The 15,077-nt window shown below is 70.4% G+C and carries 12 protein-coding genes; 7 read left to right on the top strand and 5 right to left on the bottom strand.

Annotated features, from left to right (window positions below; genetic code table 11):
- Positions 1–750 precede the first annotated feature (750 nt).
- The gene (locus tag ABT053_RS41960) at positions 751–2,811 is read left to right on the top strand and encodes a S9 family peptidase (RefSeq protein ID WP_350977479.1); all 2,061 of its coding nucleotides are present in this window, start codon (positions 751–753) and stop codon (positions 2,809–2,811) included.
- Positions 2,808–3,836 carry an L-glyceraldehyde 3-phosphate reductase gene (gene mgrA, locus ABT053_RS41955; protein WP_350977477.1) on the top strand — a complete coding sequence of 343 codons (1,029 nt, stop codon included), beginning with the start codon at positions 2,808–2,810 and terminating at the stop codon, positions 3,834–3,836. The genes ABT053_RS41960 and mgrA overlap by 4 nt, the downstream gene beginning before the upstream one ends.
- A gap of 114 nt (positions 3,837–3,950) precedes the next feature.
- Here the strand turns inward: mgrA and ABT053_RS41950 are convergent, their stop codons facing one another.
- Entirely contained in the window at positions 3,951–6,377 is a 2,427-nt protein-coding gene (locus tag ABT053_RS41950; RefSeq protein WP_350977474.1) for a lysylphosphatidylglycerol synthase transmembrane domain-containing protein, read from the bottom strand.
- A 73-nt stretch (positions 6,378–6,450) separates the two neighbouring features.
- Between ABT053_RS41950 and ABT053_RS41945 the strand changes: the two genes are divergently transcribed.
- From ABT053_RS41945 to ABT053_RS41935, 3 genes are all read left to right on the top strand, one after another.
- Positions 6,451–6,900 (top strand): RpiB/LacA/LacB family sugar-phosphate isomerase, encoded by a 450-nt coding sequence (locus ABT053_RS41945; RefSeq protein ID WP_350977473.1) that lies wholly within the window; start codon positions 6,451–6,453, stop codon positions 6,898–6,900.
- 58 nt (positions 6,901–6,958) lie between these two features.
- Entirely contained in the window at positions 6,959–8,806 is a 1,848-nt protein-coding gene (locus tag ABT053_RS41940) for a M28 family metallopeptidase (RefSeq protein WP_350977470.1), read from the top strand.
- A gap of 141 nt (positions 8,807–8,947) precedes the next feature.
- On the top strand, positions 8,948–10,963 hold the full coding sequence (locus ABT053_RS41935; RefSeq protein WP_350977468.1) for a molybdopterin-containing oxidoreductase family protein: 2,016 nt from the start codon (positions 8,948–8,950) through the stop codon (positions 10,961–10,963).
- A 134-nt stretch (positions 10,964–11,097) separates the two neighbouring features.
- Here ABT053_RS41935 and ABT053_RS41930 read toward each other — a convergent pair whose 3' ends face one another.
- On the bottom strand, positions 11,098–12,093 hold the full coding sequence (locus ABT053_RS41930) for a helix-turn-helix transcriptional regulator (RefSeq protein WP_350977466.1): 996 nt from the start codon (positions 12,091–12,093) through the stop codon (positions 11,098–11,100).
- A gap of 155 nt (positions 12,094–12,248) precedes the next feature.
- Here ABT053_RS41930 and ABT053_RS41925 point away from each other — a divergent pair, with 155 nt between their 5' ends.
- Positions 12,249–12,728: a VOC family protein gene (locus tag ABT053_RS41925; protein WP_350977464.1), complete on the top strand. Its 480-nt coding sequence runs from the start codon at positions 12,249–12,251 to the stop codon at positions 12,726–12,728.
- Between the two features lie 149 nt (positions 12,729–12,877).
- On the opposite strand, the gene ABT053_RS41920 is transcribed toward ABT053_RS41925, so the two are convergent.
- Both ABT053_RS41920 and ABT053_RS41915 read right to left on the bottom strand, forming a co-directional pair.
- On the bottom strand, positions 12,878–13,327 hold the full coding sequence (locus ABT053_RS41920; protein WP_350977461.1) for a GNAT family N-acetyltransferase: 450 nt from the start codon (positions 13,325–13,327) through the stop codon (positions 12,878–12,880).
- A 41-nt stretch (positions 13,328–13,368) separates the two neighbouring features.
- A complete protein-coding gene (locus ABT053_RS41915) occupies positions 13,369–13,737 on the bottom strand; it encodes a pyrophosphohydrolase domain-containing protein (protein WP_350977459.1) in 369 nt (122 codons plus the stop codon).
- 160 nt (positions 13,738–13,897) lie between these two features.
- On the opposite strand from ABT053_RS41915, the gene ABT053_RS41910 reads away from it, so the two are divergent.
- Complete coding sequence (locus tag ABT053_RS41910) at positions 13,898–14,362, top strand: hypothetical protein (protein ID WP_350977457.1); 465 nt, start codon at positions 13,898–13,900, stop codon at positions 14,360–14,362.
- Between the two features lie 311 nt (positions 14,363–14,673).
- On the opposite strand, the gene ABT053_RS41905 is transcribed toward ABT053_RS41910, so the two are convergent.
- The gene (locus ABT053_RS41905; RefSeq protein WP_350977454.1) at positions 14,674–15,045 is read right to left on the bottom strand and encodes a VOC family protein; all 372 of its coding nucleotides are present in this window, start codon (positions 15,043–15,045) and stop codon (positions 14,674–14,676) included.
- Positions 15,046–15,077: the final 32 nt, after the last annotated feature.

Below are 15,077 nucleotides of genomic sequence, written 5' to 3'. Positions count from 1 at the left end.
GAAACGGACGCGTACACCATCACCCTGAACCCGGCCAACCAGCCGAGCAGAACTCCGGGGCGTTCGTTTTGTTTTATTCTGTTCTTTCGTTGTGCATTTATTCTTTCAGGCCCGCTTTTTCGTGTCAAACCGGCTTGTTGTGATCCGGTTGATTCGATCTAGCTGACCTGCTGGAATTCGGGCGGCTCCGTTTCCAGAGCAACCCCTCAAACTTACCAGCCTCCGAGCGGCTCTGCGAACCGATCTTCGAGACCGTTGGTTTCAAAGGGGCTGTCGGCAAACACGACACAAGCCATACGGAAGTCACCGGAGTGATCGGAGTGGTTTGCGCCGGACCTTGCCGACATCAAAAGATTAGCAGCCCCCGAAGACCGCTCGAGACGTAACGGCGAACCCCACGGCCGGGAAACGGAAGGTGGCCGGAGTAGGCAGGCGTCCCGGCTCACGAGCCTCCACGGGCCTCCAAGGCTTCCAAGGCCTCCACGAGCTTCCACGGGCTTCCAAGGCCTCCAAGGCCTCCACGAGCTTCCATGGGCTTCCACGGGCTTCCATGAAGGATCCACGAGCGAAGCGGGCCAGCCGCCCCAGCCGCCCCAACCGTCCCGGCCGTCCCGACCGCCCGGTCCCGTCGGCCCAACCGAACCGAGCGGGCCGACCGACCGGCCGACCGGCCGAGAGGGTCGAGCCGAAAAGGATGGAGCTGAGCGGGTGGATCCGAACAGGCATCGGCGGAAACATAGACTCGGCTGAGTGAGCAGCCAGACGCCGCCGACGGCGAAGAAGGTTCCCAGCGAGCGCGTGCACCACGGGGACACCGTGGTCGATGACTACGCGTGGCTGACGGTCAAGGACGACCCGGAGGTCGTCGCTTACCTGGAGGCGGAGAACGCCTACACGCAGGAGGCGACCGCCCACCTCAAGCCCCTGCAGGAGACGCTCTTCCAGGAGATCAAGGGACGCACCCTGGAGACCGACCTCTCGGTCCCCACCCGCAAGGGCGGCTGGTGGTACTACTCGCGGACGGAGGAGGGCAAGCAGTACGGCATCCAGTGCCGGGTGGCGGCCGACGGCGAGACGCCGCCCGAGCTGAAGGCCGGGGAGTCGCTTCCCGGCGAGGAGGTCCTGCTCGACGGCAACGAGCTCGCCGGGGACTCCGACTTCTTCTCGATCGGCACCAGCTCGATCAGCCCCGACGGCACCCTGCTGGCGTACTCCACCAACTTCACCGGCGACGAGCGCTTCACCCTGAAGGTGAAGAACCTCGCCACCGGCGAGACCCTCCCCGACGAGATCCCCGGCATCTTCTACGGCGGCGCCTGGTCCGCCGACGGCACGACGTTCTTCTACACGACGGTCGACGACGCCTGGCGGCCCAACCAGGTCCACCGGCACGCGATCGGGAGCCCGGCCGGGGACGACGTGCTCGTCCACGAGGAGTCCGACGAGCGGTTCTGGGTCGGCATCGGGCTCAGCCGCAGCGAGCGCTACCTGGTCCTCTCCGCCGGAAGCAAGATCACCAGCGAGGTGCGCGTCCTGGAGGCCGGCGATCCCACCGGAGAGTTCCGGGTCGTCAGGCCCCGGGAGACCGGTGTCGAGTACGGCGTCGACCACGCGGGCGACCACTTCCTGGTCCTGCACAACCGGAACGCGGAGAACTTCGAGCTGGCCACCGCGCCCCTCGACGACCCCGGCAGCTGGACGCCGATCATCGAGCACCGCGCCGACACCAGGCTGCTCGACGTCGACGCCTTCGAAGGCCACACCGTCGTGCACTTCCGCAGGGAGGGCCTCACCGGCATCCGCATCCTGCCCCGCGACGGGGAGGCGTACGAGATCCCCTTCCCCGAGCCGATCTACGACGTGGCGCCGTCGGGCAACCCGGAGTTCGTCACGGGACGGCTGCGGCTCGGCTACACCAGCATGATCACTCCGCCGTCGGTCTACGACTACGACCTCGGCGCGCGCGAGCTGGTCCTGCTGAAGCAGAAGGTGGTGCTGGGCGGCTACGACCCGGCCGACTACGAGCAGTTCCGCGAGTGGGCGACCGCCTCCGACGGCACCCGCGTGCCGATCTCGATCGTGGTCAAGAAGGGCACGGAGCGGCCCGCCCCCACCGTGCTGTACGGCTACGGGAGCTACGAGATCTCGATCGACCCCTCGTTCTCCGTCGCGAGGCTCAGCCTGCTCGACCGGGGGTTCGTCTTCGCCGTCGCGCACGTCAGGGGCGGCGGTGAGATGGGCCGCCGCTGGTACGAGAACGGCAAGTTCCAGCAGAAGAAGAACACGTTCACCGACTTCGTCGCCGCCGCGGAGCACCTCGCCGCGGCCGGCTGGTCGAGCGCGATCGTCGCCAGGGGCGGGTCCGCGGGCGGGCTGTTGATGGGCGCCGTCGCCAACCTCGCTCCGGAGACCTTCGCGGGCGTGGTCGCGGAGGTGCCGTTCGTGGACGCGCTGAACACGATCCTCGACCCGTCGCTGCCGCTGACCGTGATCGAATGGGACGAGTGGGGCGACCCGCTGCACGATCCCGAGGTGTACGCGTACATGAAGTCGTACACGCCCTACGAGAACGTGGACGGCCGGGTCTACCCGCCGATTCTGGCGATCACCAGCCTCAACGACACGAGGGTTTTCTACCACGAGCCCGCCAAGTGGATCGCGAAGCTCCGCGACGTCGCGCACGGCGGGCCGTTCCTGCTCAAGACGGAGATGGGCGCCGGGCACGGCGGCCGCAGCGGCAGGTACGACTCCTGGCGCGAAGAGGCCTTCACCCTCTCCTGGATTCTCGACACGACGAAGGTGGCACAGTGACATATCTCGCGGCGAACGACAGGTACGACGATCGCCAGCCGTACAACAGGGTCGGCAAGAGCGGGCTCAAGCTGCCCGCCGTCTCCCTGGGGCTCTGGCACAACTTCGGTGACGACAAGCCGTTCGAGGTGCAGCGGGACATCCTGCGGAGGGCCTTCGACCTGGGGGTGACCCACTTCGACCTGGCCAACAACTACGGCCCGCCGCCCGGGACCGCGGAGACCAACTTCGGCCGGCACTTCAGCCAGGACTTCGCCCGCTACCGGGACGAGCTGGTCATCTCCACCAAGGCGGGCTACGACATGTGGCCGGGCCCGTACGGCGAGTGGGGCTCGCGCAAGTACCTGCTGTCCAGCCTGGACCGGTCGCTGGAGCGGATGGGGATCGACTACGTCGACATCTTCTACAGCCACCGGTTCGACCCGGACACCCCGCTCGAGGAGACGATGGGCGCGCTGGACCACGCGGTCCGGTCGGGCAAGGCGCTGTACGCGGGCATCTCGTCCTACTCGCCCGAGCACACCAAGGAGGCCGCGCGGATCCTGGGGGAGATGGGCACCCCGCTGCTGATCCACCAGCCCTCGTACTCGATGCTGAACCGGTGGATCGAGGGTGGGCTGCTCGACGTCCTTGAGGAGGTGGGCGCGGGCTGCATCGCGTTCTCGCCGCTGGCGCAGGGCATGCTGACCGACCGCTACCTGAACGGGATCCCCGAGGGGTCACGGGCCTCGCAGGGGCGTTTCCTCACCCCGGAGATGCTCACCGGCGAGACGATGCGGCACATCCGCACCCTGAACGAGATCGCGGGCCGGCGCGGCCAGTCGCTGGCGCAGATGGCGCTGGCGTGGGCGCTGCGCGACAAGCGGGTCACCTCGGTGCTGATCGGCGCGAGCAGCGTCGAGCAGCTGGAGAACAGCCTCGCGGCGGTGGAGAACACCTCGTTCGACGCCGGGGAGCTGGAGGCGATCGACAAGGACGCGGTCGACGCGGGCATCAACATCTGGGCCAGGTCCAGCGAGGCCTGACGCCCACCCGTACGGGGGCCGCCGGTCCAGGTGACCGGCGGCCCCCGCCTTCACGGAGGCGGGGGCAGAGCGCCTCGTGTCTCTGCAGGTCAGAGCGCCTCGTGTCCCTGCAGGTCAGAGCGCCTCGTGTCTCTGCAGGTATGTGAACGAGGCCCAGCCCGGCAGGACCGGCAGCCAGAAGGTCAGCAGCCGGAACAGCAGGACGGCCGGGGCCGCCACCTCGCGCGGCACGCCCGCCAGGGTGAGACCGGCCGTGAGGGAGAACTCGACGGCGCCGAGCCCGCCGGGGGTGGGGGCGGCCGAGCCGATGGCGTTGCCCGCGAGGAAGACGATGGCGACGGCGGCGAAGTTGATGGAGCCGCCGAAGGCGCGGACGCAGGCGTCCAGGCAGATCACGAAGAACAGGGTGAGCATCAGGGTGCCGCCGAAGCCCTCGATGATCTTCCGGGGTGACTGGAGGATGTCGAGCAGGCGCGGGACGACGCCGGAGAACAGCGAGCGGAGCCGCTTGGTGATCATGCGGCGCAGGCGCGGCACGCTCACGATGACCAGGATCAGCACGGCCACGGCGAGCAGCGTGATCACGAGTGTGCGCGACGGGGTGAACGACGAGGCGGTGTTGGAGCCGGTGATGTAGGCGAACAGCAGCAGCAGGGCGACGTGGAAGGCGAGCCCGATGAGCTGCGAGGCGCCCACGCTGGCCACCGCCTGCCCCGGAGGGATGCCGCGTTTCTGCAGGTAACGGGTGTTGACCGCGACCCCGCTCACCGCGGCGGGCGCGACGAGCTTGACGAACGACCCGGCGAACTGGGCGAGCACCGTACGGCCGAGCGGGAGCTTCTCCGGCACGAACCCCATCAGCATGAGGGCGGCGGCGACGTAGCTCAGCATCGCGGCGACCAGCGCCACGCCGGTCCAGCTCCACTTGGCCGACGTGATCATGTTGAGGTTGATCTGGGTCAGGTAGTAGACCAGGAAGTACGCGGCGAACGCGGTGCCGATGATGGTGATCAGGGTCCGGGGACGGAAGCGCTCCAGGCGCACCTCCTCGGCCTCGGTCCTCGGCTTGAGCTCGACGATCCGGTCGCGGATCTCGGTGAGCAGCTCCTTGTTCTTGCTGAGCGCGGCCCTGGTCTCCCTGGTCAGCGCGATCCGCTGGAGCAGCGGGAGCGCGTCGGCGAGCACGCTCGACCCGGCGACGGCCGCGGCGGCGGCGACCGCGCGCCGGGCGCCGACGCGCAGGCTGAGGTAGGTGAGCAGCTGGGCGATGTCGAGGCGCAGCAGCAGGTCACCGGCCGCGATCTCGCCGCTGCGGGCGTCCGTCAGGATGACCCGGCCCTCGCCGTCGACGTGGATGCTGTCGCCGGTCAGCCGCCGGTGGGCGAGCCGCTGGACCTGCAGCAGCAGGACCTGCTCCCAGATCTGGGCGAGCAGGTTGTCGTCGATCTCGTCGTCGGGGATGCTGTCGAGCGCGCGGGTGGGGGTGTGCTCGTAGGCGAGCAGCGCGGCCTCGGTGCCGATCTCGCTGGTGCCGACGAGCCTGGGGGTGCTCGCCCCGGCCGCCTGCGCGGCGTACGCCATCAGGGCCTCGCGCTCCAGCTCGGCGCGGAGCGAGCGGATGGCCTTGCGGCGGGTCTCGGAGTTGAGGCGGATGCGCCGCCAGAGGCGGTAGAGCACCCCGGCGACCTGACGGTCGCGGTCGAGGACGACGACGTCGAGGCGACTGCCGTCCTTGAGGTCGACGGCGTAGCGGCGGCTGCTCTGGTAGTCGTCGTCGAGCCTGCGGGCCTTGACGGGGACGAAACCCAGCTTGCGGAGCGCCGCGACGACCGTGCTGCCCGGGGGGCGGGTGTTGGGGCTACCCACGCCGTACAGGGTGGCGTAGCCGACGGCCAGCCCGACCAGGATGGAGACGACGATGCCGAGGATGGTGGCGGCGAGCCCGGCGAACAGGGCGACGGCGTTGAGCGCGACCGCGCTCCACAGGGCCGCCCGCCAGGTGGGGCGGCGGGATATTCGCACCGCGGTGACGTAGGCGATGATCGGGGTGAGCAGGGTGTTGATCGGCTCGACCCCGGCCCGGCCGCCGGTCAGCAGGACCCGCAGGTCCTCGGGGCCGGCGCTGACGATCCACTCGCCGAGCACGAAGGAGAACACCATCGCGGCGATGGCCGCGAAGAGCCCCTCGGCCACCCGGAGGCCGTCGCGATGCAGCACCCGCTCGATGGCGAAGGCGACGGGCACGCCGAGCATCGCCGACGCGCTCAGCACCCCGGCCAGACCGCTGAGCAGGAACGGCGCCCGGCTGGTGCCGTCGGCGACGTCGCCCTCCAGGCCGTTCAGGGTCTTCTTCGCGACGAGGGCGAGCAGGACCACGGCCACGAGCGTGAGCAGGGTCGCCAGGAACCTCAGCAGGTCGGAGGGGCGGCGGATCCGCTGCGGGAGCAGCGGCTCGACGACGTGCACGGTGAGATCATCGTCCGTCGTCGGCCCTGTGCCGTCGACGGACGCCCTCTCGTCCAGTTCCCCGATTTTCGTCACCGCCTGCGATTCTGCACGCTCCGGATTACAGGTGCGTCACCGATCTTCTCCTTGAGTGTCCACAATCAGAGTCATGCGTATCTCAGTAGCCTCCGACAGTCTTGACGGTGTGGCTTCCATCTTGGTGTCTGCGATCGAAAAAAGAGGTCACACGGTGATACCTCATGGTGCCGTGGCCGATGAGCTGGCCGACGAGCGGGCCGACTGGGCGTGGTGCTGCGCGCGTGCCGCCGAGGATGTGGCCTCGGGGGCCGCCGACCAGGCGATCGTGTGCTGCTGGACCGGTACGGGGGCGTCGATCGCGGCGAACAAGGTGCCCGGGATCCGGGCGGCGCTGTGCGCGGACGCCGCCACGGCCGACGGGGCGCGCCGCTGGAACGACGCCAACGTGCTGGCGATCAGCCTCCGGCTGACCTCCGCCCCGCTGCTCGGGGAGATCCTGGACGCCTGGTTCGCGGGAAGTCCCAGCCTCGACGAGGGGGACAGGGCGAACGTCGCCTACCTGTCCGAGATGGAGAATTGACTGTTCTACCTGCGGGAACAATCGATTTGATGGGTGACGGCCTGAAAAACTGACGAGCATGTTCCGTCACCCGTCCGCGTCCCTCCGAGCCGCGTCCGAGGGCCGGGAAGCCCCCTCCGTCGCTCCGGGGAAGTTGCTGGCCGCGATCACCGTCGTCTCGGTCATGTCCCTGGTCCTCGTGTCCACCGTGTCCGCCGTGTCCACCGTCCCGGCCGGTGCGGCGCCCGTCCCCGGAGACGGTGGCCCCTCGCAGGCAAGCGCGGCTTCCATCTCCGGAGACAGTGATTCCGGGCAGGCCGGCGCGGAGGCCGCCCCCGGTGCGGTGGCCGGGGATCCGCTTCCGCCGGGCGCGGAGGCGTTCGGGGCGTCGATCAAGCTCGCGGCCCTCAGGAAGCACCTGGAGCGGCTCCAGGAGATCGCCCACGCCAACGGCGACACCCGGGCGGCGGCCACCCCGGGCTACGACGCCTCGCTCGCCTACGTCGCGGGAAAGCTCCGCGCCGCCGGATACCGGGTCACCTCGCAGGAGTTCAAGATCTCCTTCTTCCGCGAGGTCACGGCCCCGGTGCTCGAACGGATCCGGCCCGCCGCCAAGACGTACGTGGCCGGCACCGACTTCAGGACCATGACGTACTCCGGCTCGGGGAGCGTGACGGCCCCGGTGCAGGGGGTCGATCTGGTCCTGCCGCCGAAGCAGGGGCCGGAGTCCACCTCGGGGTGCGAGACGAGCGACTTCTCCGCGTTCGTCCGGGGCAACATCGCGCTGATCCAGCGCGGCACCTGCAGCTTCCAGGTCAAGGCGGAGCGGGCCGAGGCCGCGGGCGCGTCCGCTGTGATCATCTTCAACGAGGGCCGGACGGGTCAGGGACCCGAGGACCGCAAGGCCCTGCTCGGCGGTTCGATCAACACCTCCGCCGTGCGCATCCCGGTGATCGGGACCGACTTCGCGACCGGTGAGGAGCTGGCGGCGCCGGGGACGAGGACGAGACTCGCCGTGGACGCCGAGAGCGCTCCCGACCGCAGGGCGCGCAACCTCATCGCCGAGAGCGACCAGGGCGACCCGGACAGGGTCGTCATGCTCGGCGCCCATCTGGACAGCGTCATGATGGGCCCCGGCATCAACGACAACGGCTCGGGCACGGCGGGCATCCTGGAGACGGCGCTGGCGGCGAAGTCCCTGCGGACGAGGAACCGGCTGCGCTTCGCCTTCTGGGGGGCCGAGGAACTGGGCCTGCTCGGCTCGAAGCACTACGTGGCCGCGCTGCCCCCGGCGGAACGGGCGAAGATCAAGCTCTATCTGAACTTCGACATGATCGCCTCGCCGAACTACGTCTTCGGGATCTACGACGGCGACTCCTCGGGCCCGGTCTCCGGCGCGACCCCACCTCCCGGATCGGGCCAGATCGAGAAACTCTTCCAGGCGTACTTCGAGGCGGTGGGCGAGCCGTACCAGGACGCCGAGTTCAGTGGCCGCTCCGACTACGGGCCCTTCATCGCGGTCGGCATCCCCTCGGGCGGGCTGTTCACCGGCGCCGAGCGCCTCAAGACCGCCGAGGAGGCCGGGAGGTTCGGCGGCAGCGCGGGGGTCGCGTACGACAAGTGCTACCACCAGGCGTGCGACACCATCGCCAACGTCAACGACAAGGCGCTGGAGGTGAACGCCGAGGCGATCGCCACGGCGGCGTTCGTCTTCGCGTACGCCCCGGTGCTTCCCGGCACTTCCGGCACACCTGGCACACCTGGCGCTCCTGATGGCCGCGAAGGTCGTGAGCGTCGTGAGGGGCCCGGCAAGGGGGCCGTCGCGCCCGGCGGGCCGGGCGGCGCCGGGCCGGGGACGGGCGCGGGCGGCCTGGAGCCCGGCCACGGACACGAACACGGGCACGAGCACGGCGGCCTTCTCAAGTGACCCGCCTTCCTCAGGTTCCCGGGTGACACGCCTTCCTCAGGTGACACGCCTTCCCGGGTGACGCCGGGAGCCGGAGGACCCGGGGGGAAGAAGAGGGAACGCGCGTGCGGTCCGGTCAGAGGGCGCGGCTACAGTCGGGGCATGTCGTCAGGCGAATTGCGAGTGCTGGGGGCGTGCCCGCTGGACTGCCCCGACACCTGCTCCTGGGTGGTGACCGTCCAGGACGGCGATGCCGTCAAGATGCGCGGCAACCCGGACCATCCGTACACCCGGGGCGCGCTCTGCGTGAAGGTCAACCGCTACCTGGAGCACACCCGGGCGGCCGACCGCATCCTGCACCCGATGCGACGGGTCGGCCCCAAGGGGTCCGGCCAATTCGAGCGGATCAGCTGGGACGAGGCCCTGGAGGAGATCTCCGTACGGCTGCGCGGCATCGTCGACGAGCACGGCGGCGAGGCGATCTGGCCCTATCTGGGCACCGGCACTCTCGGATACGTCCAGGGATCCGAGGGGATCGCCGGGAGGCGGTTCTGGAACGTCCTGGGGGCGTCGAGGCACTTCCTGAACATCTGCTCCTCGGCCGGCAACTCCGGGCTGCGGCAGGTGTACGGCACGCCCGGCGGCATGGACCCGGAGACGTTCGCCCTGTCCAGGCTCATCCTGCTGTGGGGGACGAACACGCTGACGACCGGGCACCACCTGTGGAAGTTCGTCCAGGACGCCCGCGCGGCCGGGGCGCACGTGGTGGCGATCGACCCGATCCGCACCCGCACCGCCGAGCAGGCCGACGAGCACCTGCCGATCCGGCCCGGCACCGACGCGGCCCTCGCCCTGGGGCTGATGAACGTCGTCCTCGCCGAGGGCGCCGAGGACCGCGACTATCTGGAGAACCACACGAGCGGCTGGGAGAACCTCCGCGAGGAGATCCTGCACCATCCCCCGGCGCTCGTGGCGGAGATCACCGGGCTGCCCGAGGCCGACATCCGGGCCCTGGGGATGCGTCTGGCGCACACCCGGCCCACCGGCATCCGGGCCACCATGGGCGTGCAGCGGCACGCGGGCGGCGGCACCGCGATGCGGACGATCGCCTCCATTCCCGGCGTGACGGGCGACTGGCGCCATCCGGGCGGCGGGATCGCGTACTCCACCAGCGGGCACGTCCACCTGAACATCGACACCCGCGACGACCTGCTCCCCGGGCCGGTCCGCACGCTCACCATGACCCGGCTCGCCGATGAGCTGGACGATTCGGTCAAGTGCCTGTGGGTGTACGCGGCCAACCCGATGGGGTCCACCTCCGGCCAGAACCGGGTCCGCGAGAGGCTGCTGCGGGAGGACCTGTTCACCGTCGTGATGGAGCAGTTCCCCACCGACACCGTCGACTACGCCGACATCGTCCTGCCCGCCACCATGCAGATCGAGCACGCCGACCTGCACGCGGGGTACGGGCACATGTACCTGCTGTGGAACGAACCGGCCGTCGAGCCGCCGGGCGAGTGCCTGTCCACCACCGAGACGTTCCGCCGCCTGGCGCGGCACATGGGGCTCACCGAGCCGTCCCTGTACGACTCCGATCTTGAGCTGGCCGAGCAGCTGCTCACCTCGGGGCACCCCTCGCTGGAGGGGATCACGGTCGACCGGCTGCGCAAGGAGGGCTGGGTCCGGCTCAGCGTGCCCCAGCCGTTCGTGCCGTTCACCGACGGCTTCCCGACGCGCTCGGGCCGGATGGAGTTCGGCCCGGGACCGGCCTACGTCCCGTCGCACACGGCCTCGGCCGCGCCGGGGCCGTACCCGCTGGCGCTCATCACGCCCGCCTCCCACACCTTCCTGAACACCACCTTCGGCAACAACCCCGAGCTGCTGAAGCGCTCGAAGGGCCCGCGGATCCTGGTCAACCCCGAGGACGCCTCGCGCAGGGGGCTGAGCGAGGGGCAGCGGGCCCGGGTGTTCAACGACGACGGCGAGTTCGAGGCCGTGGTGGAGATCAGCGAGAAGGTACGGCCCGGCGTGGTCGCGTCCACCAAGGGACACTGGCGCAAGCTCAGCCCGGGGGGCGCGACGGCGAACGCCGTGGTGACCGCCCGCGACGCCGACATGGGCCGGGGCGCCGTCTACCACGACAACCTGGTGGAACTCGCCCCTTGCGACGCCGGATGACCGGCGGACCCGGCGGCGGCTCGCGAGACGCCGCGCTTCTCGCGGCCCTGTAGGCGATCGGCGTCCGAGTACGTACAAGCCCACGACGGCACGGCGCTGACGGGTTCATCGGCGTCTCTCGTGAGCGTGGCTACTCAGGACGCCGGTGACGTGATGCCGTGGCCGGCCGCGGTCCTGGTGAATCGGCGGGCGAGGTGTTCGAAGGCGTCGACGAGTTCGCCGGGGCCGACGACGTCGATGTCGGCGTCGTAGCGGGCGATGGCGGCGGCGAGGCCGGGCCAGGACCAGGATCCGAGGGTGAGCCGGCAGCGGGAGGGGCCGGCCTCCTCGACGAGTCCGTCACGCGTGTAGAGGGCCACGGTGGCGGCGGGCAGGTCGAGGATCACCGTGCCTCGGCAGGGCCAGTCGCCCAGGGCGTCACCGGAGCCGCGGAACGTGCCGGTGACGAAGGTGGCGGCGTCCCCTCCGGGCAGGGCGCGGGGGGTGAACCGGGGTCCGTTGGGGGTACGCGGGGTGATCCGGTCGGCGCGGAAGGTGCGCCAGTCATCGCGGTCGAGGTCCCAGGCGATGAGGTACCAGCGTCCGTCCCAGGTGATGACGTGGTGGGGTTCGACGCGGCGCGGGGGTTCGTCCGCGTCCTCGGCGCCGTAGTCGAAGCGCAGGATCTCGCGGGCGTGGACGGCGGCGCTGACGGTCAGGAGCACGTCACCGCCGACCGGAGTGGCCGGCCGGGTGACGGGTCGTTCGACGGCGGTGACACGCAGCGCGTCGACGCGGTGCCGGAGCCGGGAGGGCATGACCTGCCGGACGGTGTTCAGTGCCCGTTCGGCGGGTTCGGCGAGGCCGTTGCCGGGGGTGGTGGCGGCGACTTGCAAGGCGACGGTGAGGGCGACGGCCTGTTCGTCGTCGAACAGCAGCGGGGGCAGTTCGGTGCCCGCGCCGAGCCGGTAGCCGCCGTCAGGGCCTTTGACGGCGGCGATGGGGTAGCCGAGCTCGCGGAGCCGGTCGACGTCGCGGCGCACGGTGCGCAGGCTGATGCCCAGGCGATCGGCCAGGACCGTGCCGGACCAGTCCCGGCGGGTCTGCAGCAGCGACAGCAGGGCCAGCAGCCGGGCGGAGGTTTTCGGCATGAACCTGATTCTGCCCGCAGTAGGTGCCACACCCTGTCACCTACCCCTGCGAATCTTCGTTCTGAGCCGCTCAGCCGCCCCCTTCCGCGGCTCTCTCAACCGCGACTTGCCAGCCAATGACCGGGTGCCCGGAAAACCACCAAGGAGTCACCAGCATGGCCATCTCCACCACCACCCACCTGAACTTCCGCGGCGACGCCCGCGCGGCGCTGGAGTTCTACCGGACCGTGTTCGGCGGCCACCTCACCACCATCACGTACGGCGACTTCGGCATGCCGAAGGACCTGCCCGACGCCAACAAGATCGTCTTCGGCCAGGTCACGGCCGGCAACGGCTTCGGCATCATGGCCTACGACGTGCCCGGCCAGGCACCGGCCGCCGCCGCGCCCGCCGCCACCACCGCCACCACCGCCACCACCCGCGAGCACGGCATGACGCTGACCGGCGAGCGGTTCTTCGTCTCCGTCCGCGGCGAGACCGCCGAGGAGGTCGGCGCGCTGTGGGACAGGCTCGCCGACGGCGCCCACCTCATCGAGAAGTACGGCCCGTCGCCGTGGGCCCCGGGCTTCGGGATGCTGACCGACCGCTTCGGCGTCACCTGGATCCTCGACGTCGCCACCCCGTACGCCGGCTGACCACCCCGGCGTGAACGCGGGCACGCTCGACATCGCCCGCGTACCACCCGCACTCGCGCGGGCCGGCCTGCGCCGCCGCACCGGTGACCGTGCCGCCGCCTGACGTGCCTGTCCGCGACCACCGGCACTCGACGGCCGAGTCGGCGTGATCAGGTCAACGCGAGCTTGTATCCCTCGTGGGACGCGACGAAGCCGAGGGAGTCGTAGAAGCGGTGGGCGTCCGCGCGGGACTTGTCCGTGGTCAGCTGGACCAGGGCGCATCCCCGGGCCCGCCCTCGGTCGAGGGCCCACTCCATCATCGTGCGGCCCAGCCCCCGTCCCCGCAGGCCGGAGGCGATCCGCACCGCCTCGATCTGCATCCGCAGCGCGCCGCGACGGGAGATGCCGGGGATGTAGGTGAGCTGCATGGTGCCCACCACCTCGCCGTCCAGCTCCGCGACGATCAGCTCGTTGCCGGGGTCGGCGTCGATGGCCTCGAAGGCGGCGCGGTGCTCGTCGCCGAAGGCTCCCTGGCGCGAGGCCGCGACGGCGTCGTCGGCGAGCATGGCCACGATGAGCGGGACGTCCTCGGCACGGGCGATACGGAACTCCACCGGCATGACGACCAACCTATCCGGCCTGTCCGGCCTGTCCGGAACCGCTAGCGCCCCTCCCCCGCCAGCACCCCGGCCACGTCGGCGGGCGTGAACCCCGGCCCCTTGGCGGCCTTGCCGTTCTCGGTGCCGGACTTCGTCATGTTGGCCCGGTGCACCTCGGCGAGGACCCGGTCCAGGTCGATCCCGTACGTCAGGGCGGTGCCGTACGCGACGTAGACCACGTCGGCCAGCTCGTGCGCCACCCCGGCCAGATCGCCCGCCTCCGCGGCCTGCGCCACCTCGGCCACCTCCTCGTCGAGGAACCTCTGCCGCAGGCGTGCCAGCTCCTCGGAGGGCAGGCCGGGGGCGTCGGAGAGGGGAAGCCCGATCTTCTCGTGAAACTCTCGAACCAGGCGCGCCGGTGATCCATCCATGCGCGCCAGCCTAGGCCGTACCCTCACCCCGGAAGGTCCTGGAAGATCCTGGAAGGCCCTCGGAAGGCGGCGCGGGCGGCGTCCCCGAGGCGGGGACTCCGGGGACAGTCAGGGTTGCTCCCCGATGTGGGCAAGGGGGTGCGGGAGGCACTCTGGGGACATGAACGACGAACTGACTCGACGTGACGAGATGTCCCTCGCCGGAGCGGCGCTGCGCGGTGCTCCCTGGAAGGCCGCGGCGGTGACCGGCGGCGCGGTGGCGGCAACCAGCCTGGGGCTGGACCTGCTCTCCGGAGGCCTGGATCTCGCGTGGGCGATGATGGTCGGTATCGGCCTGTTCTCGCTCGTCGCGGCCATCGGCTCGATCAGCAAGCCCGACGTCGGCGACCGGGTGACCCGGCAGGCCCGGCTCTGGGCGCTGCGCCATCCCTGGAAGTTCTCTCTCTATCCCGCGCTCGGCTCCGCGATCCTGCTGTACCCGGTGCAGCTCGTCTTCGACGGCGAGGGCGTCTTCGGGGCGGCGCTGGACGCGCTTCAGGGGGGTGTCGTGATCTACCTGATCACGGCGATCGTGGCCCTCACCCTCAAGGGACGCGGCCAGACGTCGCTTCCCGGTGGCCGCTGAACCTCATGATCCGGTGGTCCGATGGCTCGCTGGCCTGACAGAGCCATTGAGCCTCACGGTCCGACGGCCGATGGACCTCACGACCCGATGGCCCGATGGCCCGACAGAGCCACTGAGCCTCACGGTCCGACGGCCGATGGACCTCACGACCCGATGACCGAGCCTCACGGTCCGGCCGTCCGGGCTCCCGGTGGCCCTCCAAGGTTCCGGTGGCCCCTCAGGGTTCCGGTGGCCCTCCGGTTCCACGCGGTCGCCCGGTCCCGCGGCCCGGCCGGGACTTTACGCGGACCGGGCCGGGACCGTCGAGAACGTCAGACCCTCTCGTACTCGGCGCGGCAGACGCAGAACTCGTTGCCCTCGGGGTCGAGCATCGTGACCCAGCCGCTGCCGTCGGGGTTGCGGTGGTCCTCGGAGATCGTGGCGCCGAGTCCGGCCAGGCGCTCGACCTCCTCCTCGCGGGTGGTGCCCGCCGAGCCGGTGAGGTCCAGGTGGACGCGGTTCTTGACCGCCTTGTCCTCGGGGACCCTGATGAAGAGCAGATCGACCCGGCCGCCCTGGAGGAGGACCTCGTCGTCGTTCTTCTCCGTGTCCGGGTGGAGCTCCCCGCCGGTGGCGTCGCGCCAGAAGGTCGCCAGCTCGTACGGCTGGGCGCAGTCGAAGGTCACACAGTGAACGTCAATCATGAGCCCACCCAACCCGACACCACCAAAGCCGT

This window comes from Streptosporangium sp. NPDC002524 (assembly GCF_040295985.1).
Lineage (GTDB): Bacteria > Actinomycetota > Actinomycetes > Streptosporangiales > Streptosporangiaceae > Streptosporangium.
The sequence above is the reverse complement of the archived record's forward strand: the minus strand, read 5'-3'. Positions and strand labels throughout refer to the sequence as shown.

Excerpts from the sequence above, each read along its gene's own strand:
- ABT053_RS41925 (WP_350977464.1), top strand. The coding sequence starts at position 12,249 with ATGGCCATCTCCACCACCACCCACCTGAACTTCCGCGGCGACGCCCGC.
- ABT053_RS41920 (WP_350977461.1), bottom strand. The coding sequence starts at position 13,327 with ATGCCGGTGGAGTTCCGTATCGCCCGTGCCGAGGACGTCCCGCTCATC.
- ABT053_RS41910 (WP_350977457.1), top strand. The coding sequence starts at position 13,898 with ATGAACGACGAACTGACTCGACGTGACGAGATGTCCCTCGCCGGAGCG.
- ABT053_RS41930 (WP_350977466.1), bottom strand. The coding sequence starts at position 12,093 with ATGCCGAAAACCTCCGCCCGGCTGCTGGCCCTGCTGTCGCTGCTGCAG.
- ABT053_RS41905 (WP_350977454.1), bottom strand. The coding sequence starts at position 15,045 with ATGATTGACGTTCACTGTGTGACCTTCGACTGCGCCCAGCCGTACGAG.
- ABT053_RS41935 (WP_350977468.1), top strand. The coding sequence starts at position 8,948 with ATGTCGTCAGGCGAATTGCGAGTGCTGGGGGCGTGCCCGCTGGACTGC.
- ABT053_RS41915 (WP_350977459.1), bottom strand. The coding sequence starts at position 13,737 with ATGGATGGATCACCGGCGCGCCTGGTTCGAGAGTTTCACGAGAAGATC.
- ABT053_RS41940 (WP_350977470.1), top strand. The coding sequence starts at position 6,959 with ATGTTCCGTCACCCGTCCGCGTCCCTCCGAGCCGCGTCCGAGGGCCGG.
- ABT053_RS41945 (WP_350977473.1), top strand. The coding sequence starts at position 6,451 with ATGCGTATCTCAGTAGCCTCCGACAGTCTTGACGGTGTGGCTTCCATC.